Genomic DNA, 18,397 nt, shown 5'->3' on the forward strand with positions numbered 1-18,397 from the left:
ACATGACTCATACGCTTATTGTTCCCGGTGTGGGTGGCAGTGAATACAATCACTGGCAAACCTGCCTGCAACACCGGCTCATGCGTTGCTCCCGTGTGCAGCAAAAGGACTGGAATCATCCGGTACTGGATGTATGGGTCGCAGAATTTGTTAAAACTCTGCAAGTCATTCCAGATGATGTACAAATTGTGGCACATAGCTTTGGCTGTTTGACCAGCGTGGCATCATTGGCCCAGCATCCTGAACTGAATACTAAAGTCAAAAATCTGGTTCTGGTTGCACCTGCCAATCCGGCACGTTTTGGGGAAAATGGTTTTGCCCGTGATAGCCAGACGGATTACAGCGCCTATTTCCAGCAGCTCAAGATTCAGGCTCCAACGACTTTGCTGATCAGTGAAAATGATCCATGGCTAAGTTTTGAAGATGCCCAGGTTCTGGCGAAAGCCTGGAATATCAAACCGATTAATCTGGGAGTTGTAGGCCATGTCAATGTTGCTTCCGGTTTTGGTCCTTTCCCTGAAATTGAACAATATTTGATTTCAGAAAAGGCTATGCACCATATCAGCAAAGTTAATGAGAGCAAGTATTATTTTAAATTTGCATTTTAGTCCCTGCAAATTATGCTTGTGCCGATTCTATTTTCTAATTTTCACTGGTTAACTTTAACCAGCATTCTCTCTTTTGAGGAGTAATCATGTCGCAGCGATCCCGAGTGCTGCCAGGATTTGGTCTTTCTCTAGGCTTTACCCTAGCGTATTTGTCATTAATCGTTCTGATCCCGTTATCTGCCGTTTTTATTAAATCACTCGGCATTGGCTGGGAAGGTTTATGGGAAATCCTGAGCTCTGAACGTATCTTGAAATCATTACAGCTAAGCTTTAGTTCAGCCATTATCGCTGCTTTGATTAATGTAGTTTTTGGCCTGTTACTGGCATGGTGTCTGGTGCGTTATAGCTTTCCGGGTAAACGTATTGTCGATGCACTGGTCGATCTGCCTTTTGCCCTACCAACTGCAGTTGCCGGTATTGCTCTGACTTCTTTATATGCACCGACGGGCTGGATTGGTCAGTATTTAGATCCAATTGGCATCAAGGTGGCTTATACTCCGATCGGTATTACCCTGGCTTTGATCTTTATCGGTATTCCTTTTGTGGTCCGTACGGTACAGCCAGTTCTTTCTGATTTAGAAACTGAACTGGAAGAAGCGGCTTCTGCACTCGGTGCGAACCGTTTTCAGATCGTCACCAAAGTCATTTTTCCAATTCTGCTGCCAGCACTGATCACAGGTTTTGCTTTGGCCTTTGCACGTGGTGTCGGTGAATATGGCTCAGTGATTTTCATTGCCGGTAACCAGCCCTTTGAAACTGAAATTGCGCCATTAATGATTATTTCCCGTCTGGAAGAATATGACTATGCAGGTGCGACCACAATTGCTGTAGTGATGCTGCTCATTTCCTTTGTGATGCTTTTCCTGATTAACTTATTGCAAGCTTGGGCGAGCCGTCGTACCGGGAGAACTGCACGATGAGTTTAAATACCAACAGCAATGCGCTGGCTGAAAAATTGCAATCCCGCGATGCGACTCGTGAGCCGACCTGGGTACGTTATACCCTGATTGCGATTGCACTGATCTTCTTTTTAAGCTGCCTGATTCTGCCTTTGGTTCTGGTCTTTGTTGAAGCGTTTAAACAAGGCGTTGGCGTATATACGCAAGCCCTCGTTCATCCAGATACTTTATCTGCGGTCAAACTGACCTTGCTAACGGCTGTGATCGCGGTACCGATGAATGTAGTATTCGGCGTAGCTGCAGCCTGGTCAGTGGCGAAGTTTAACTTCCCGGGTAAATCAATTTTGACCACCATTATCGATATGCCTTTCTCGGTATCACCTGTTATTGCAGGTTTGATGCTGGTACTGATTTTCGGTACTCAAGGCTGGATGGGTGGCTGGTTGATGGATAATGACATCAAGATCCTTTACGCTGTTCCTGCGATTGTTCTGGCAACGATCTTCATTACCGTACCTTTTGTAGCACGTGAGCTGATCCCTTTAATGGAAGCGCAAGGTACTGAAGAAGAAGAAGCTGCGATTGTACTAGGTGCATCTGGCTGGCAAACCTTCTGGAAAGTGACCCTGCCAAATATCAAATGGGGTCTGATTTACGGCGTAATTCTGTGTAATGCCCGCGCCATGGGTGAGTTCGGTGCAGTATCAGTGGTTTCTGGCCATATCCGTGGTGAAACCAATACTTTGCCGCTACACGTCGAAATTCTATATAACGAATATACCTTTAGTGCTGCGTTTGCCGTGTCATCGCTCCTGGCTCTCCTCGCAATTGTGACTCTGGTTCTGAAAACCTGGGTCGAACTGCGCCAGGAAAAACAAGACAAACGTAATGACGATTCAACAGTTTCTTAAGGAATGCCCACATGAGTATTCAAGTTAAAAATATTGAAAAACACTTTGGTGCATTCCATGCACTTAAAAACATTTCTCTGGATTTCCCAGATGGTCAGCTGGTTGCCCTGCTCGGCCCTTCAGGCTGCGGTAAAACGACTCTACTGCGTATTATTGCAGGTCTTGAATCTGCTGACGGTGGTCAGGTGATTCTGGAAGGCCAGGATGCAACCAATGTCCACGTACGTGAACGTGAAGTGGGTTTTGTATTCCAGCACTATGCCCTGTTCCGTCATATGACCGTATTCGATAACGTGGCTTTTGGTCTACGTGTACGCCCACGTTCAACCCGTCCATCAGAAGCAGAAATTAAAAAACGTGTGACCCGTTTGCTTGATCTGGTACAACTTGGCTTCCTGGCAGACCGTTATCCGGCTCAGCTTTCTGGTGGTCAGCGTCAACGTATTGCACTTGCGCGTGCACTAGCCGTTGAGCCACGTGTACTGTTACTGGATGAGCCGTTCGGCGCACTAGATGCCAAAGTCCGTAAAGAACTGCGCCGCTGGTTACGTACCCTGCATGATGAGCTGCACATTACTTCAATTTTTGTCACTCACGACCAGGAAGAAGCCTTAGAAGTTGCTGATCAGATCGTAGTGATGAATAAAGGCAATGTGGAACAGATCGGTTCACCACGTGAAGTGTATGAAACACCGAAAACACCATTCGTGTTTGACTTCCTGGGACAAGCTAACCGTTTCGAAGGCCAGAATAATGGCGGCATACTTCAGCTAGGTGAAGACCGTATCCAGTTCGATGCCGCCAAACAGGCAGCTCAGGGTAATGTCATTGTATTCGCTCGCCCGGATGAACTGCGTATTCATGCACAACCACAAGAGAATACGATTCAGGCCACGTTTATTCGTGAACTCTGGATTGCAGGAAAAGTTGTTGCGGAACTGAATGACCGCCAAGGTAATCTGATTGAAATTTCACTGACACCAGAAGAAGCTCGCGCTCATCAATTCCGTCCGGATCAAACTGTTTGGTTGAGTGCATTAAATCTGCATTTATTTGAAAACCAGGTCGCGTAAGACTGCAAGATGAGGCTTTTAAATGCCCCATCCTCTTATAGGGTAAAGAATTATGAATTTCCAACAATTAAGAATTATTCGAGAAACTGTTAGACAGAATTTTAACTTAACTGAAGCTTCAGCCGCGCTTTATACTTCGCAGTCAGGTGTCAGTAAGCATATTAAAGATTTAGAAGATGAGCTTGGTGTACAGCTATTTATCCGTAAAGGTAAACGCCTTTTAGGACTGACTGAACCAGGTCAGGCACTTCTCGGCATTGTAGAGCGTATGCTGGTTGATGCAGACAATATCAAACGTCTTGCAGATGACTTTAACAAGGTCGATGAAGGTACATTAACGATTGCAACGACACATACCCAGGCACGTTATGTATTACCGCCAATCGTGAACCAATTTAAAAAAGAATTTCCGAAAGTTCATCTGATTTTGCAACAAGCCAGTCCAATGGAAATCACCGAAATGCTTCTTCAGGGTGAAGCAGATATCGGGATTGCGACTGAAGCCTTGACGACTGAAGAAAATCTGGCGAGTGTGCCTTATTATAACTGGCAGCACAGTATTATTACGCCGCAAAATCACCCGCTGAATAGCAAAGAACAGGTTCGTATTGAAGACCTCGCTGGCTATCCGATTATTACTTATCACGGTGGTTTTACAGGCCGTTCTAAAATCGACTCAGCCTTTGAAGAAGCCGGTGTGGATGTGGATATTGTAATGTCAGCTCTGGATGCCGATGTGATTAAAACTTATGTAGAGCTCAACATGGGTGTCGGCATTGTCAATGATCTGGCTTATGATCCAGAACGTGACTATCGCCTGAAACAGATTAAAACCGATATTTTTGGGGTAAATACTACCTGGATTGCAGTACGTAAAGGTCACTTATTACGTGGTTATGGTTATGAGTTTATTTCTTTATGCTCACCAGATGCAGATATCAAGGCACTGAAAAAAGTCGCTTATCCAGATGAATAATATGGGTTGTACTTTCTAAATTGAAGAGGCGTATTGCCTCTTTTTTATTTTTTGAGTGGATAAAGAATATAAATATCAAGCATAATCACGTGCATAATAAATTGAATTATACCAAGATGATCAATAATAAATTTGCTCTTTTCTCCGTGGGCTTGTTTTTCTCCGGGTCAGGTTATGCAGCAGCGTTTGAACAATCTAACCAAAGCATCCAATCGTTTTTTGAAAAAAATAATTATGCTGAAGTTTCACTGGCTTGGGTTCGCCCTGATATCAGCGGTCAGGTACAACATACCGAAGAGCTGCAACAATTAGGCATCACGGATTTTTCAACAGGAAATCTTGTCCATAACCAATTGATCTCTAATGTCGCATTAAAATTCCAGTTGAATCCTCAAGTGTCGTGGGGACTGATTTACGATCAGCCTTATTCTATAGATATCGCTTATCATTATGATCCTGTTTTTGCAGGTGCAACACTTCCAATTGAGGCTGCTACCATTCAGTTTGAGAGCCATAATGTGACCTCATTAATTGGCTTTCAACCAAACGATAACTGGAATTTTTATACAGGGCTAAGTTATCAAAGCTTAGAAGGAAATTTATATTTATCCGGACAGACATTTTATATATTCAATGGTTATCGGGCCACATTTGAACGAGATGCCGCTCGGGGCTGGCTTGCTGGAATCAGTTATCAGATTCCAGAATATTTTTTTAGAACCGCACTGACCTATCGCTCTGCAATTACTCATCACAATAAAACCACTGAGTCGATTATTGTAGGTACGAATCCAGCACCTTATACAGAAATTCAAACTCCACAGTCTGTGAACTTGGATTTTCAGACAGCTTTAACTGATCGAAATGCGCTCTATGGCACGCTGCGTTGGTCAAACTGGCAAAATTTCGTGATCCAGCCGCCTAAATTTGGCGCTGTAATTGACTATGCGGCCTTACAGTTTCCGGAAGTAAAACCATTCAGGATGATTGATTATCGTGAGGATCAATGGTCTGGAAAAATCGGACTTGCTCATCAATGGCCATCTTTTGGCATAAATTCTATCGAACTCTTATGGGATTCTGGTACAGGAAATCCGGCTTCAACCCTGAATCCGAGTGATGGCTATTGGGGCATCGGACTAGGTCATCTTTATAAGATTCAAGAAACCTGGGATATTGCTACAGGACTATATTATTTAAAGTTTCAAAAACCTGAAATTTCCTTATCCGAACCTATTACGCCGCAGATCGCAGGTTTATCCGCAGTTTCTGATAACAGTGCCTGGATCCTAGGTATGAAGTTGGGCTATCATTTTCAATAGCTTTTAATAAATAAAAAAACGAGCCGAAGCTCGTTTTTTTATTAGGCTTAGCAGCTACAGCTTAGAAGCGGAAGCTTACACCCAGTTTTGCCACTGGGAACCATTCATATTTATTATCTTCGCGAATTTTACGCTCTTCATTTTCAATCGCTGTACCTACGCTAGGAGAACCTTCTACTGGTGCAAGACCTGTAGCAGTTAAATCCACAGTTGGGTTACCATTGTAGTATGCGCCGATTTCACCAAATACACCCCAACGGTTAGTAATTGCTGGAGAGAAACCAAGACCTACATACGGAGCAATATTATTTTTGTAAGATAACTTACCATTTACACGACCTTCTGTAGCACCAGCAGCAAGTTGATAGTCATTGTTATCAATGCTTAAAGTTTCACCACTACCAATACGGCGAGATAGATCGTAATCATTATCAATATATGCTACACCGGCAGCCATATAGAACCAGTTCGCCCAAGGACGAATCTCAGCATTCAAGTAAGTCAGGTTATTATCCATATCTAGGTCATATTTTGTACCATTGATTGATAAATCATCAGTCCAAGAAATATCACCACCATTATAACCTAGAGTAACACCTACATAAGGGTTAGCATTCCAAGAGATCGCGCCACCGTAACCGGTAGTACCGACTTCAGCACGAACAGCTGCAGGTTTAAAGAAAGAGAATTCAGCTACGCCTTCATCTGTTACGATTGTCTCATCAGCAGCCATGACAGATCCAGCTGTGGCAGCTAGAACGGATACTGCTAAAAGTTGATATAAAGCTTTCATTATTTCTCTCCTCAAAAGAACTTTTTTTTCATCATTAGTTATTCGTGATGAGCTCAATATAAAGGAGCCAATGAATATTTTTTATTCGTGTTTTGCTGGGCTTTTGTTATTTTTTGATACATATTAATTTTTCTTGTTGAATGATAAGCCTTTTTTAAACAATGTTTGTACATATCTAAAATACGAAAATGATACTAATCACTTTACTTGCGAATTTAATTCAGCACCCTTCTTAGTTTTCCATCTTTTTAGAGCAATATAGTGTAAAATATCGGAAATTTTTTTCTGGAAGGAAGATCATGTCTCAGCTTTCAACAATCATTGAACAAGCGTTTGAAGACCGTGCGAATTTCACAGCAGCAGATTGCCCTGCTGAAATCCGTCAAGCAGTTGAGGAAGTAATTGCTGGCCTGGACAATGGTACTTTACGTGTTGCTGAAAAAATCGAAGGTGAATGGGTTGTTCATCAATGGATTAAGAAAGCGGTATTGTTATCATTTAAATTAAACGATAACAAACCAATGGAAGCTTGTGATCTTCGCTTCTACGACAAAGTAGATACTAAATTCTCTGACTGGACTGATGAGCAGTTTAAAGCTGCTGGCGTACGTGTTGTTCCTCCGGCGGTAGCGCGTAAAGGTTCTTTCCAGGCGAAAAACGTGGTACTGATGCCTTCTTATGTGAACATCGGTGCTTATGTAGATGAAGGTACGATGGTCGATACTTGGGCAACTGTAGGTTCATGTGCTCAAATCGGTAAAAATGTTCACTTGTCAGGTGGTGTAGGAATCGGTGGTGTTCTTGAACCGCTTCAAGCTAACCCAACAATTATTGAAGACAACTGTTTCATCGGTGCACGTTCTGAAATCGTTGAAGGCGTAATCGTTGAAGAAGGTTCTGTCATTTCAATGGGCGTATTCATTGGTCAATCTACCAAGATTTATGACCGTGAAACTGGCGAAATCCATTATGGCCGCGTACCTGCTGGTTCTGTTGTGGTATCAGGCAGCCTGCCATCTAAATGTGGTAAATACAGCTTATATGCAGCTGTAATCGTGAAAAAAGTAGATGCGAAAACTCGTGCTAAAACTAGCCTGAACGATCTGCTACGCGAAGACTAAGATGTCTTAACTTAGAGGAAACATTTGTGTTCCTCGGAGCTTCAACCGCTCCTCGTCTCTACGGTCAGCAATGATCGTAGGGATTTTTATTTTTATACATTGTTATTTATTTTTCAGTGGTTAATGTTGTTATGAATACGCTTCGATCTTCCGCAATTCCAGTTTCTGATCCGTCTGCGGGCTTACGCATTACGGAGATCTTCTATTCATTACAAGGTGAAGCCAATACCGCAGGTTTACCGACCGTATTTATTCGCTTAACCGGATGTCCGCTGCGCTGTACCTATTGTGATACTACGTATTCTTTTGAAGGTGGTGAACGCAAATCTTTAGATGACATCATCCAGACCACGCTTGATTTTAAAACGCCTTATGTCTGTGTAACCGGTGGTGAACCATTAGCGCAACCGAACGCCCTACCTCTGATGCAACGACTTGCAGATTTAGGCTGTGAAGTTTCTTTAGAAACCAGTGGTGCGTTAGATGTTTCTAAAGTGGATACACGTGTATCCAAAGTTCTAGATTTAAAAACACCAACTTCAGGTGAAGTTGCACGAAATTTGCTTACAAATCTGGATCATTTAACTCAGCATGACCAGATTAAGTTTGTAATCTGTAATCGTGAAGATTATGAATGGTCAAAACAGCAGGTAGAACAGTACCAGTTAAATGAAAAAGTCAGCACGGTCTGGTTCTCCCCTGCATTTGCAGTTGAAAAAGGAGCTGCGCGCTTGCCACAATTGGCACGTGATCTGGCTCAATGGATTTTAGAAGACCATCTCCCTGTTCGTTTCCAGCTGCAGCTGCACAAGTTGTTATGGAATGATGAAACTGGTCGTTAATTTTTGTAAATTTACTATATTGGAGTATTTGTTATGCGCCCTCGTGCCATTGTATTGTTATCTGGCGGATTAGATTCAACAACCTGTCTGGCTTGGGCGCAGGCACGCTATGAATGTATCGCACTGAGTTTTATGTATGGCCAACGTTCCACTACAGAACTTGATGCAGCTCGTGCGCTGGCTCAACGCTCGGGAGTAGAACATCGTGTCATCAATATTGATTTAGGTAACCTGGGCGGCTCAGCCCTTACTGATCATAGCATTGAGGTACCGGATCAATTGCAGGAAGGTATTCCTGTAACCTATGTGCCTGCACGAAATACCATCTTCTTATCTTATGCTTTGGCCGCTGCAGAAGTGTTCGGTGCAGAGGCAATTGTGATCGGGATTAATGCGGTGGATTATTCAGGTTATCCAGACTGCCGCCCGGAATTTATTGAAGCTTTTGCCAATATGGCACGCCTTGCAACCAAGGTCGGTGTTGAAGGTCAAGCCCTGAAATTTGAAACACCTTTGTTACATTTATCCAAAGCAAATATCATTCGCTTAGGCCTAGAACATGGCGTAGACTACAGTCAAACGGTATCTTGCTACCAAGCAGATGACCAAGGACGTGCGTGTGGAACATGTGACAGTTGTCGTTTACGCAAGCAAGGTTTTGCTGATGCAGGTGTTGAAGACCCGACACGTTATTACCTTTAAAATCGATCAAGGTTATAAATCCATATTATGAATATTAAAGCCAAATTACTTGCGACTAGCCTACTCTCTTTGTCTGCCCTCTTTTCAACTGCATCTTTTGCAAATAATGATCAAGCTAAGGCAAAAGCAGAATTTGAGGCGATGAAAAAAGAATATACAACTGCTATGAAAAATGCTGGAAGCAGTTCAAATGTGCGTGACGGTTTAATTAAAGCCTGCGCTATTCCCTACAAACAGGCAGTGAAGTACAAAAAACTGACCCAGTCTGATGTGAATAAGCTTTGTACATGTGAAGTGGATGCAGAAGGTAAATTGACCCAAGCTCAGAAATGGCAGATTCAAAGCACCATTAACCAGAAGAAAAACCCTGCTACTTTAGACTTTGTTAAAAAACAAAGCCAAAACGTGCAGTCTTGTGTAGGCCCACAGCTCGCAGGTAAATTAAACTCACTTGCTGCAGAAGCCAATAAAGCCGCTCAAAAGAAATAATCCTGACGGATATTTTTCTAGAATAAGCCACTATAATGTGGCTTATTTTTTTGAAAAAATTTAGAAAAATTGGAGAGATCATGTCTGAGATCAGCTTACCTGAGCACACTTTTCCGACCACTACAGGTGAAATTAATCTGGCCCAATTAAATGCAGAATGGCTGGTTATCTATTTTTATCCTAAAGATTCGACACCTGGCTGTACTACTCAGGCAGTCGGCTTCTCTTGTTTAAAAGATCAGTTTGATGCGCTCAATACGACTATTCTGGGCGTATCACGTGACTCAGTTAAAGCGCATCAGAACTTTACTGAAAAACAGAATCTGACCATTAATCTGATCAGTGATAAAGAAGAAGTGTTATGTAAACACTTTGATGTCATTAAAGAAAAGAATATGTATGGCAAGAAAGTGATGGGCATTGAGCGCTCTACCTTCATTTTCCATAATGGCAAACTGGTCAAAGAATACCGTAAGGTGAAAGCTGCTGGCCATGCTGAACAGATTTTAGAAGATTTGAAAGCTTTACAGGCTGCTTAAGGTGTTTCATAGAATCAAAAAGGCATGCATAGAAATATCATGCCTTTTTCTTTAGAGTTGCTGCAAAGAATAATTCAGTTCACTAAAGAAACCGCAATCGACCACATTACACAGCCAATAAGTATATCCAATATTTTCCAGGCTTGTGGTCGCTGAAAAATAGGTTGCAAATAACGTGCTGCATAGCCCAGTCCAAAAAAGAATACAAAGGACGCACTAATCGCTCCTAAGGCAAATTGTATCTGTGCATTGGAATACTGGGTGGAGATAGAACCAATCAAGACCAAAGCATCTAGATAGACATGCGGATTGAGCCAGGTCAGCATCAAACAGATCAGCAAAACTTTATATAAAGAAGGCACATCTTTTTGATCTGTGTCCAGACGCTGCTCATTCTTCCAGGCCTGATAAAAATGCTGAGCGCCATAGATCGCCAGAAAAGTCGCGCCCAGATATTTCGCCATATTGATCCAGTGTGGATTGACCAGCATCAACTGTGAAAATCCCAAAACACCGGCAAAAATCAATATTGCATCAGATAAGGCACAACACATACAGATCGCAAAAACATACTGCTGTTTCAAGCCCTGTTTCAATACAAAAGCATTTTGCGCACCAATGGCAATAATCAGGCTAAAGCCTACCGCCAGACCTTGTATATATGCATTTAACATTGGAATATCATGGAATTATAAAGATGGAGATCATTATCTATGTTATTCTTTTCAATTAAATATAATTAAGAAAATATCATTCAGACTAAATTTTATTTAGGTAAGCTATGCTACTTAATTCTAAAAACTGTGATGCTTTTTTAGCCGTCGCAGAAACCCAAAGTTTTGATGCTGCCGCAAAAGTATTAAATATTACGGCTTCAGCAGTCACTTTAAGAGTACAGAATCTGGAAAGAGATTTGGGGCAAGTTCTAGTACTACGTGAGCGTCCTTGTAAAGTGACCAATGCTGGTCAAACCTTACTGAATTATTTGCAACATCAACGTCTGTTACAGCAGCAATTGATCCAGCAATTAAATGGTCAAAATAAAGCAGAATTTAGCTCGATTCATATCGCGGTAAATGCGGATTCTCTTGCGACCTGGTTATTTCCCTGTCTGAACACCACCCTGCTTGCAGAGAAAATCACTTTGAATCTTCAGGTTACTGTTCAAAGTGAAACCCATAAGCTTCTAGAGCAGGGTCAAGTCAATGCTTGTATTAGCAGTGAGAGTGAAGCCATGCCAGGCTGTAAGGCTCATTTTATCGGGCAGATGCATTATAGAATGGTTGCAACACCTGCCTTTGTGCATTCATGGTTTAGACAAGGCATTCACCGGGAATCACTACGTAAGGCACCTGCTGTAATTTACAATGATCAGGATCATCTACACAGCCATCTACTGTTAGCTCAATTTGGCTTAAACCAGCAATGTTTTCCTTTTCATTATATCCCCTCCTCAACCGCCTTTGCGGATGCCATTTTTTCAGGATTGGGATACGGTTTGGTGCCAGACTATCAAATTGCGGACCGGATTCAAAATGGGACATTGATCGAAATACTACCTGAATGCAGTTGTGATGTACCTTTATATTGGCATCACTGGAAACAGCAGTCTCCCGCTCTCAAACATTTAACCAAAGTCATTCTGGAACAGGCAGAACAATGCATGAATAGTCCAATTCAATAAATAGTTCTATTATGTCCTGCCGAATTCACAGAAATTGAATATCACATTATTGGGTTTTCCACTGTCCCATTAAATGAATATTAACTTTTTCACCCACGCCTGCAGTGGCTTTCTTCATCCCAAAATCTGAACGATTAATCATCGTGGTGGATTTCACATCGAGTAAATTAGGATTACCCTTGTTCGGTGTCAGCGTGGTATCGAATACCACTGGTCGAGTAACACCTCTTAGAGTGAGTTGACCCATGACCTGATAACGATTCGTACCATTTGGCTTAAACTGGGTACTTTTGAAATTGACTGTTTTATAGCGTGATGCATGAAACAGGTCCTCACCCATAATCATATTTTTAAGGCTAGGTTTGGAAACCTCTAGGCTATCGACCTGCATAGTGAACTCAGTAGATGACTGTTGTGGCCGATCAAGATCAAACTGCATGGTTGCCTTGAACTCTTGAAAATTTCCCTTTACAACATTCAAACCCAAGGAGTTAATGCTAAAGCCGACACTACTTTGAGGCGTCAATGTCCAGCTTTTGGCATACGCAGCCGATATACACATAGCAGATAGAGTGCCCGCATAAGCTATATGTTTCAGCAATAGATTCATTGTGTTCATCCTTAACAATCAAACGAACTCACTACCTTAAAACGGTTTCAGCCCAGATTTGTTTTATCATTTAGTTCAAACTTGTTGACCAATTGTTGATAAATCCCATTATTTTTAAATTTATGTAAAAACTCACTAGTACCTAAAGGAAAAGCTGATTCCACTACTTCCCCACGATAATACGCTTCACGTAACGGGGTGGCTGAAATTGCACCCACCAAGCTATCGAGTTCCACCATTTCCCACTCTGGGAACAAACTTAAATAATAAGAAGATTCATCTTTAAAGTGTCCAATTAGACCAACTTTTGCTTCTGCTTCAACTACTTCAGACACCAACGATTTCACCAGTTTTTGCCATTTTTCATCATTATAGACATCAATGACATGGACAAATTTAATGCGCTTCTGATCTGCTTCAGAAAAATTCAACAGGATCATTTCTTCACGTTCAGTGGCTAGAAATGGATTTTTAATATTGCGTTCTTGCTGTGCTGAGCCTAATGCCAGAATCACCTGCTGGCTTTGCTGCAAGGCAATTTTAATCGTTTGCATATGGGCCAGATGGAAAGGTTGAAAACGACCAATAAACACTAGGTAATCAAATTTATACTTCATAGCACATCTTACTTTTATGAACGCATCAGTTATGCCACAGGGAATTTTTTGCGACATAATAAGCGCCAATAAATTCATATTAATAAAGCAAGGATAGTACGATGACACTGAGCTGTATTCAACAACCGCATCAGCATTTAAATGCGAATTTAGACAATGGCGTACTGACCTTAGCCATTCACCGTCCTGAGGCAAAAAATGCGCTTTACGGCGAACTATATCTATGGATCGCACAGGCACTGGATGAAGCAGATCAGGATAGTAGTGTGCGTGTCGTGATTCTACGTGGTCAGGATGCAGACTTTAGTGCCGGCAATGACATGCAGGACTTCATGAAGTTTATTCAGACGCCTCTACAAGGTAAGGCTGGCGATACCCCTCCTTTTGTGCTGTTGAAGTCCGCTGCAAAATTTTCCAAGCCTCTAATTGCTGCCGTTCGTGGTGTAGCGATTGGGATCGGGGTAACGATTCTGCTGCATGCTGATCTGGTTTATAGTGACAATACTGCCCTGTTCCAGATTCCATTTGTTAGCCTTGGCCTGTCGCCTGAAGGCGCTTCAAGTAAACTGCTGGTACAACAAGCTGGCTATCATAAAGCAGCTGAGTTACTGCTTACTGCACAACGATTTAATAGTGAAAAAGCATTGGGTGCAGGTCTGGTAAATAGCATTGAGGAAGATGTCTATGCTGCTGCTGAAAAACAGGCACAAACTTTGGCTGCTTTACCACTTGCTTCCATTAAGCAGACCAAAGCATTAATGAAGCATGATCTGGCTGAAATTATCAAGTGTATTGATGATGAAGCTGAAATCTTTATGAAGCGTGTAGGCTCACCTGAAATGATGGAAGCAGTTCAGGCCTTTATGCAAAAACGGAAACCTGATTTCACACAATTCAACTAATTCTGAAACTTATCTTTTAATTGAGGCAGTTTAGACTGCCTCAATCTTTTATATTTTTGAAAGAATCCAGCTTATGACAAATGAAAACTCCCAAACGACTTCTCAAACAACTGATAGTTCAAATCCTGAAAAGAAACGTTACTACGAACCTGCTCCTCAGGATATTGATGTAGACAATTTCCGCAAGGTCATCGAAAGCCGCCGTTCAGTGCGTAAATTTACCAAGAAGCCAATTCCTGCTGAAGTACTGGATGCCTGTCTGGATCTGTCGTTGCTGGCACCAAACTCCTCAAACCTGCAGCCGTGGACTTTTTATGTGGTGCAGACCCCCTCCAAGAAAAAACGTCTGGTTAAAGCATGTATGAGCCAGCTTGCTGCTAAAACAGCTTCAGAGCTGATTGTCTGTGTGGCACGTACTGACCATGTAGATGAAATGGCAAAACTGAATATCAGTGAGTTTCCATTTCCTGAAGCTCCGCCAGCCATTAAAAAGTACTATAAGTACATTCCCTACAACTACAAGACCGGTTATTTGAATGCCTTTGGTAACTTTAAGAAAGTTGCTTTCAAAGTAGCTCGTACCTTTGACAAGCAAATGCCTGTTTCTGCATTTAGTCCTGCCGATGCTAAGCTATGGGCAAGTAAAACCACAGCATTGGCCTGTGAGAACCTGGTACTGGCTTTACGTGCTTATGGTTTTGATAGCTGTATGATGGAAGGTTTCGATGAACCGATGGTTCGTGAACTTCTAGACCTAAATGACCAGCAATATCCTGTGATGGTGATTGGTGCTGGTGAACGTGCCAAAGATGGTGTGTTCTTCCCGCAGTATCGTTTTGATCGAGAGCTGTTTATTCAGAAGGTTTAAGTTTAAAAATAGTATTTTAAAGGATTTAAGAATATTAATTTACTTAATATTTGATGACATGGATGTCGCTTAATTAAGTATATTAGAAAAAGGCTTTGTTGCACAAAGAATTAAAAGTAAAGATTTCTCATATCTACTCAAATTTAAGTGACAACTCGGGTATATGGTCTGCCTAAGTCCGTAAATTTATTTAATACTGCCACACGTGCATGAATCTCATTGATTTGGCTTTGAAAATTTCTCGCACTGAGTTTATTCCCCAACAATTTGATGCAATGCATCTTGGTTTCAACCAAACTTCGCCGATGATAGCCTGACCATTTCTTCCAAATAGTTCTTCCTAAACGCTTAATTGTTCGAAGCAATTCATTGCGTTCTAGCGAGCCCATCTTTTTATCTTTCGATGGCTTCGCATTTTTTCTTGGTGGAATGACCGCATGTGCATCTCGATCTAAAATGACTTGTCTGCAGTACTTCGTATCATAAGCACCATCGGTATAGACCGAATCAATTCGTTCGTCTAAAGGAATTTGAGTAAGTAAATCATCGAGTACTTGTGAATCGCTCACATTATTTGTAGTGAGCTGTACTGCACGTATTTGCAAGGTGTCGGCATATCAATACCAATATGAAGTTTGCGCCATTGTCGACGATATTCAGGCTGATGTTTCTTTCGTTTCCGTTCACCTTCACCTATAAACTTTAAGCCAGTAGAGTCGACAAGTAGATGTAGTCCATCACTACTTTTTTGATAGCCAATCGTAGTATCAATACGCTGTTGTCGTCTACAAATTGTAGTGTAGTCTGGCGCTACCCAATTTAACCCACAAAGATGGATGAGACTTTGAACAAAGCCAGTGACCATACGCAAGGACAATCGAAAGAGAGATTTAATCATTAGGCAACATTGGATAGCTGTGTCAGAGTAAGTTTGATTTCGTCCTTGTTTGCCTTTTGATGGGGCATACCATTGCGTAGCAGGATCAAACCAAATGGCAATATTTCCACGATTAATGAGTGCTCGGTTATATGAAGACCAATTGGTTGTACGATAAATTTTAGGTGTAAGCTTATTCATTTGAAAATTATATGGTGGAATAAGCCTTTAAAGATAGGTTTGTGCAACAAAGCCTATCACTTCTAAAATTTAAACTTTTATATCTAAGAGCTGGATAAATTCAAATGCCGGTTCTTCATAAGGATGACTGTCTTTTAATGCTTTCGCCACTTCAACCGCCTTTTCATCAGGCACAAGAATTTCGACCCGCCATTCTTCCACCTTTTCTAATTGGCCAATTTCCCCGATATGAGGATCTGCGCCTTGCTGTGGCTTAAATTGTCCAGTTCCCAGCACTTGCCAGGCACAGTCGGTATATTCACCAATCCCACCCGCACCTGCTGCAAAAACGGCCTTCTTGGTTTCCTCCAGGTTTTCATCTGGTACGTAATAAATCAGTTTAAGCATATATCTCTACAAGTTTTTCAAGCACTTACCGTATTATTAAGGGCTTTTGTAATAATATTCAATGCTTGATTTTGAGAGTTCTTGTTAAATGTTGCATATAGTTCTACCTGGGGTAAAGGTCGATCTGTCTGAATCACTTTCACTTCATCATTCAGTAACCGTAATAGATAATCGGGAGCAAAACTAAAACCCATACCCATATTGATCAGGTTAATATGCTGTAGCACATTGGTCGCCCACAGCACCTGATCGTGCTTTAGCTGATCAAAGGATATCAAGGCATTGAGTCTTTCGTAAAATATGGGTGATGCATTCTGATCACACATAATAATCGTATGATTTTTCAGTTCCTGTAATTTCAGTATCCGATCGGTTGGGTGCAAATGCTTGGCTGCAACCAAGTGAATTTGTTCTGTCAACAAATGGATACTGCCAAAACCTGGATGATCCAGCTGAAAACGGGTAATACTTAGATCTAGTTCGGCGTTTTTCAGACGTTGAAGCTGTTCCAGACAGAACAGGCTATGCAGATGAATTTTTAAATCTGGCATGCTCTTTTTAAGCTTTGCCAAAATATGTGGCATGACTTTTAGTTCGGCAACATTCAGAAAACCAATATGAATCTGGTTATTTTTCTGCTGGGCCACCTGTCGTGCTGACGCAACGGCCAATTTGGCATTTTCCAGAGCTTTTTCTGCATAGATTAAAAAGGCCTTACCTTCATCGGTTAACCGTATTTTTCGTGAAGAACGCTCAAACAGGTTAACACCAACTTCCTGCTCCAGATCTTTAATCTGCTGGCTTAAAGAAGGTTGGGCCGTGAACAGCTTTTCAGTAGCCCTAGTGAAACTCTGCTCCTGCGCCACGGTAATAAAATAGCGTAAATGTCGAAGTTCCATAGATTGCTCACTTCAAAAAATAGGTACTTATCTTACGATTTAGGCCAACATATTGAAAATATTAATAGATCAATAGCTTATGCTAATACTCATATAACTACCTTTTATACATGGCTAGATTTTGCCCCCTCATACATTTATGCCTGTATCAAGTTTACACATGGTATCTTGCATGACACAGTATTCGACACTGAATCGGGTGAAGGCGGGGGTCAGGCAGCTGAATCACTGAACTTGCCATATTTGGATGTGATTCAGATTGTTTCTCATGATGTGTATAGCACCTGGATTGCCAAGTCTGAAATTCATGAATCTGTGGCAGTTCTGGTTCGTCCGAATGGTTATGTAGTTTGGCGTTATAGGATAGTACCAATGATCAGTTTGATTATGAAAATACGCTGAAGACTGTGTTAAAGCAGATTCAATTAACTGTGTAGTGATAAAGCCACCTTTGGTTGGTTTTTCTTTAGTAGTGGTAAAGGAATCATAGTTGTCGATAATTAAGATCATACATATTTTTCAAACTTTCCATTATTTAAAGCGTCAAATTGATTAGATACCCAGCGACATGGATGTCACCCGTCAGACTGTGGGACAAGGACGTCCCACAGTCTGACAGCGGTTTTTTGTCTTGCGGAGCAGTGCTCCTCATGCCTCGTCAAAAGTAAATCCTTATATCCTCTAAATTTAAAAAAGCCACCTCTCGGTGGCTTTTTAAATCTGTTGATCAAGAACCCTGCAGCAAATAACTACCTACCAAGAACAGCACCTGTAAGCCAACAACAAAACCAAATAACCACCAACCTTTCTGACGTAATTCTGTTCTATCCATTATTCTGAACGTCTTAGCCATGTCATCACCTCATTCTTGAGTGTTGATACTGAACTGATTTATGCCATCTTTCCTTTAAAGCGCATAAATATTGTGCATTATTTACACAATATCACTTCTATGCAGATATAAAAGCAAAATCTAAACCAGTTCAGCGGGAGAAAATTAAATAAATGTTTCAAACTGCTTAAAAAGCAAAAAGCCACCCACTGGTGGCAATTGATGAAGCTAGTCTAAACAAAAGT

At 41.5% G+C, this 18,397-nt stretch carries 22 protein-coding genes and 1 pseudogene; 15 read left to right on the plus strand and 8 right to left on the minus strand.

Features of this window, described 5'->3' with window-relative positions:
- The first annotated feature begins 2 nt into the window (after positions 1-2).
- From ACWM1W_RS10630 to ACWM1W_RS10655, 6 genes are all read left to right on the plus strand, one after another.
- Positions 3-608: an RBBP9/YdeN family alpha/beta hydrolase gene (locus tag ACWM1W_RS10630; RefSeq protein ID WP_034171213.1), complete on the plus strand. Its 606-nt coding sequence runs from the start codon at positions 3-5 to the stop codon at positions 606-608.
- An 86-nt stretch (positions 609-694) separates the two neighbouring features.
- Entirely contained in the window at positions 695-1,528 is an 834-nt protein-coding gene (gene cysT, locus ACWM1W_RS10635; protein ID WP_004784537.1) for a sulfate ABC transporter permease subunit CysT, read from the plus strand.
- Positions 1,525-2,418: a sulfate ABC transporter permease subunit CysW gene (gene cysW / locus ACWM1W_RS10640; protein WP_034171212.1), complete on the plus strand. Its 894-nt coding sequence runs from the start codon at positions 1,525-1,527 to the stop codon at positions 2,416-2,418. Before cysT ends, cysW begins: the two co-directional genes overlap by 4 nt.
- 11 nt (positions 2,419-2,429) lie before the next feature.
- A complete protein-coding gene (locus ACWM1W_RS10645; protein WP_034171211.1) occupies positions 2,430-3,491 on the plus strand; it encodes a sulfate/molybdate ABC transporter ATP-binding protein in 1,062 nt (353 codons plus the stop codon).
- A gap of 52 nt (positions 3,492-3,543) precedes the next feature.
- The gene (locus ACWM1W_RS10650) at positions 3,544-4,467 is read left to right on the plus strand and encodes a CysB family HTH-type transcriptional regulator (protein ID WP_004784546.1); all 924 of its coding nucleotides are present in this window, start codon (positions 3,544-3,546) and stop codon (positions 4,465-4,467) included.
- An 89-nt stretch (positions 4,468-4,556) separates the two neighbouring features.
- Complete coding sequence (locus tag ACWM1W_RS10655) at positions 4,557-5,789, plus strand: OmpP1/FadL family transporter (RefSeq protein ID WP_375726159.1); 1,233 nt, start codon at positions 4,557-4,559, stop codon at positions 5,787-5,789.
- Positions 5,790-5,850: 61 nt separating this feature from the next.
- Here the strand turns inward: ACWM1W_RS10655 and carO are convergent, their stop codons facing one another.
- Entirely contained in the window at positions 5,851-6,582 is a 732-nt protein-coding gene (gene carO / locus ACWM1W_RS10660; RefSeq protein ID WP_034171210.1) for an ornithine uptake porin CarO type 6, read from the minus strand.
- A gap of 299 nt (positions 6,583-6,881) precedes the next feature.
- On the opposite strand from carO, the gene dapD reads away from it, so the two are divergent.
- The 5 genes from dapD (at position 6,882) to ACWM1W_RS10685 (ending at position 10,275) form a co-directional block, all read left to right on the plus strand.
- On the plus strand, positions 6,882-7,703 hold the full coding sequence (gene dapD / locus ACWM1W_RS10665; RefSeq protein WP_004784553.1) for a 2,3,4,5-tetrahydropyridine-2,6-dicarboxylate N-succinyltransferase: 822 nt from the start codon (positions 6,882-6,884) through the stop codon (positions 7,701-7,703).
- Positions 7,704-7,834: 131 nt separating this feature from the next.
- Entirely contained in the window at positions 7,835-8,545 is a 711-nt protein-coding gene (gene queE, locus ACWM1W_RS10670; protein WP_034171208.1) for a 7-carboxy-7-deazaguanine synthase QueE, read from the plus strand.
- A 33-nt stretch (positions 8,546-8,578) separates the two neighbouring features.
- Positions 8,579-9,247 (plus strand): 7-cyano-7-deazaguanine synthase QueC, encoded by a 669-nt coding sequence (gene queC / locus ACWM1W_RS10675; RefSeq protein WP_034704975.1) that lies wholly within the window; start codon positions 8,579-8,581, stop codon positions 9,245-9,247.
- A gap of 27 nt (positions 9,248-9,274) precedes the next feature.
- Positions 9,275-9,736 (plus strand): hypothetical protein, encoded by a 462-nt coding sequence (locus ACWM1W_RS10680; RefSeq protein WP_034171206.1) that lies wholly within the window; start codon positions 9,275-9,277, stop codon positions 9,734-9,736.
- Between the two features lie 80 nt (positions 9,737-9,816).
- Positions 9,817-10,275, plus strand: coding sequence for a peroxiredoxin (locus ACWM1W_RS10685; RefSeq protein ID WP_034704977.1), 459 nt, complete (start codon positions 9,817-9,819; stop codon positions 10,273-10,275).
- Positions 10,276-10,349: 74 nt separating this feature from the next.
- Here ACWM1W_RS10685 and ACWM1W_RS10690 read toward each other — a convergent pair whose 3' ends face one another.
- Positions 10,350-10,949 carry a LysE/ArgO family amino acid transporter gene (locus ACWM1W_RS10690; RefSeq protein ID WP_004784563.1) on the minus strand — a complete coding sequence of 200 codons (600 nt, stop codon included), beginning with the start codon at positions 10,947-10,949 and terminating at the stop codon, positions 10,350-10,352.
- A 107-nt stretch (positions 10,950-11,056) separates the two neighbouring features.
- On the opposite strand from ACWM1W_RS10690, the gene ACWM1W_RS10695 reads away from it, so the two are divergent.
- Positions 11,057-11,959 (plus strand): LysR family transcriptional regulator ArgP, encoded by a 903-nt coding sequence (locus ACWM1W_RS10695; protein WP_375726144.1) that lies wholly within the window; start codon positions 11,057-11,059, stop codon positions 11,957-11,959.
- Between the two features lie 46 nt (positions 11,960-12,005).
- Here ACWM1W_RS10695 and ACWM1W_RS10700 read toward each other — a convergent pair whose 3' ends face one another.
- On the minus strand, positions 12,006-12,569 hold the full coding sequence (locus ACWM1W_RS10700; protein ID WP_375726143.1) for a YceI family protein: 564 nt from the start codon (positions 12,567-12,569) through the stop codon (positions 12,006-12,008).
- Positions 12,570-12,616: 47 nt separating this feature from the next.
- The gene (locus ACWM1W_RS10705) at positions 12,617-13,186 is read right to left on the minus strand and encodes a nicotinate-nicotinamide nucleotide adenylyltransferase (RefSeq protein WP_375726142.1); all 570 of its coding nucleotides are present in this window, start codon (positions 13,184-13,186) and stop codon (positions 12,617-12,619) included.
- 101 nt (positions 13,187-13,287) lie between these two features.
- On the opposite strand from ACWM1W_RS10705, the gene ACWM1W_RS10710 reads away from it, so the two are divergent.
- Complete coding sequence (locus tag ACWM1W_RS10710; RefSeq protein WP_375726141.1) at positions 13,288-14,088, plus strand: enoyl-CoA hydratase; 801 nt, start codon at positions 13,288-13,290, stop codon at positions 14,086-14,088.
- Between the two features lie 73 nt (positions 14,089-14,161).
- Positions 14,162-14,956 carry a nitroreductase family protein gene (locus tag ACWM1W_RS10715; protein ID WP_395522282.1) on the plus strand — a complete coding sequence of 265 codons (795 nt, stop codon included), beginning with the start codon at positions 14,162-14,164 and terminating at the stop codon, positions 14,954-14,956.
- A 143-nt stretch (positions 14,957-15,099) separates the two neighbouring features.
- Here the strand turns inward: ACWM1W_RS10715 and ACWM1W_RS10720 are convergent.
- The 3 genes and pseudogenes from ACWM1W_RS10720 to ACWM1W_RS10730 form a co-directional block, all read right to left on the minus strand.
- Positions 15,100-16,034: pseudogene (locus tag ACWM1W_RS10720) on the minus strand (IS5 family transposase).
- A 69-nt stretch (positions 16,035-16,103) separates the two neighbouring features.
- Positions 16,104-16,421: a YqfO family protein gene (locus tag ACWM1W_RS10725; protein WP_312088469.1), complete on the minus strand. Its 318-nt coding sequence runs from the start codon at positions 16,419-16,421 to the stop codon at positions 16,104-16,106.
- Positions 16,422-16,438: 17 nt separating this feature from the next.
- Entirely contained in the window at positions 16,439-17,320 is an 882-nt protein-coding gene (locus tag ACWM1W_RS10730; protein ID WP_375726269.1) for a LysR substrate-binding domain-containing protein, read from the minus strand.
- 168 nt (positions 17,321-17,488) lie between these two features.
- Here ACWM1W_RS10730 and ACWM1W_RS10735 point away from each other — a divergent pair, with 168 nt between their 5' ends.
- The gene (locus tag ACWM1W_RS10735; protein ID WP_375726268.1) at positions 17,489-17,722 is read left to right on the plus strand and encodes a hypothetical protein; all 234 of its coding nucleotides are present in this window, start codon (positions 17,489-17,491) and stop codon (positions 17,720-17,722) included.
- A 325-nt stretch (positions 17,723-18,047) separates the two neighbouring features.
- On the opposite strand, the gene ACWM1W_RS10740 is transcribed toward ACWM1W_RS10735, so the two are convergent.
- On the minus strand, positions 18,048-18,173 hold the full coding sequence (locus ACWM1W_RS10740; protein WP_004784583.1) for a KGW motif small protein: 126 nt from the start codon (positions 18,171-18,173) through the stop codon (positions 18,048-18,050).
- Positions 18,174-18,397 lie beyond the last annotated feature (224 nt).

It is taken from the genome of Acinetobacter sp. TW_SC_4, from assembly GCF_054861205.1.

What these genes read in the sequence shown, in the direction of transcription:
- ACWM1W_RS10630 (WP_034171213.1), top strand. Translation starts at nt 3, where the DNA reads ATGACTCATACGCTTATTGTTCCCGGTGTGGGTGGCAGTGAATACAAT.
- cysT (WP_004784537.1), top strand. Translation starts at nt 695, where the DNA reads ATGTCGCAGCGATCCCGAGTGCTGCCAGGATTTGGTCTTTCTCTAGGC.
- cysW (WP_034171212.1), top strand. Translation starts at nt 1,525, where the DNA reads ATGAGTTTAAATACCAACAGCAATGCGCTGGCTGAAAAATTGCAATCC.
- ACWM1W_RS10645 (WP_034171211.1), top strand. Translation starts at nt 2,430, where the DNA reads ATGAGTATTCAAGTTAAAAATATTGAAAAACACTTTGGTGCATTCCAT.
- ACWM1W_RS10650 (WP_004784546.1), top strand. Translation starts at nt 3,544, where the DNA reads ATGAATTTCCAACAATTAAGAATTATTCGAGAAACTGTTAGACAGAAT.
- carO (WP_034171210.1), bottom strand. Translation starts at nt 6,582, where the DNA reads ATGAAAGCTTTATATCAACTTTTAGCAGTATCCGTTCTAGCTGCCACA.
- dapD (WP_004784553.1), top strand. Translation starts at nt 6,882, where the DNA reads ATGTCTCAGCTTTCAACAATCATTGAACAAGCGTTTGAAGACCGTGCG.
- queE (WP_034171208.1), top strand. Translation starts at nt 7,835, where the DNA reads ATGAATACGCTTCGATCTTCCGCAATTCCAGTTTCTGATCCGTCTGCG.
- queC (WP_034704975.1), top strand. Translation starts at nt 8,579, where the DNA reads ATGCGCCCTCGTGCCATTGTATTGTTATCTGGCGGATTAGATTCAACA.
- ACWM1W_RS10680 (WP_034171206.1), top strand. Translation starts at nt 9,275, where the DNA reads ATGAATATTAAAGCCAAATTACTTGCGACTAGCCTACTCTCTTTGTCT.
- ACWM1W_RS10685 (WP_034704977.1), top strand. Translation starts at nt 9,817, where the DNA reads ATGTCTGAGATCAGCTTACCTGAGCACACTTTTCCGACCACTACAGGT.
- ACWM1W_RS10690 (WP_004784563.1), bottom strand. Translation starts at nt 10,949, where the DNA reads ATGTTAAATGCATATATACAAGGTCTGGCGGTAGGCTTTAGCCTGATT.
- ACWM1W_RS10695 (WP_375726144.1), top strand. Translation starts at nt 11,057, where the DNA reads ATGCTACTTAATTCTAAAAACTGTGATGCTTTTTTAGCCGTCGCAGAA.
- ACWM1W_RS10700 (WP_375726143.1), bottom strand. Translation starts at nt 12,569, where the DNA reads ATGAATCTATTGCTGAAACATATAGCTTATGCGGGCACTCTATCTGCT.
- ACWM1W_RS10705 (WP_375726142.1), bottom strand. Translation starts at nt 13,186, where the DNA reads ATGAAGTATAAATTTGATTACCTAGTGTTTATTGGTCGTTTTCAACCT.
- ACWM1W_RS10710 (WP_375726141.1), top strand. Translation starts at nt 13,288, where the DNA reads ATGACACTGAGCTGTATTCAACAACCGCATCAGCATTTAAATGCGAAT.
- ACWM1W_RS10715 (WP_395522282.1), top strand. Translation starts at nt 14,162, where the DNA reads ATGACAAATGAAAACTCCCAAACGACTTCTCAAACAACTGATAGTTCA.
- ACWM1W_RS10725 (WP_312088469.1), bottom strand. Translation starts at nt 16,421, where the DNA reads ATGCTTAAACTGATTTATTACGTACCAGATGAAAACCTGGAGGAAACC.
- ACWM1W_RS10730 (WP_375726269.1), bottom strand. Translation starts at nt 17,320, where the DNA reads ATGGAACTTCGACATTTACGCTATTTTATTACCGTGGCGCAGGAGCAG.
- ACWM1W_RS10740 (WP_004784583.1), bottom strand. Translation starts at nt 18,173, where the DNA reads ATGGCTAAGACGTTCAGAATAATGGATAGAACAGAATTACGTCAGAAA.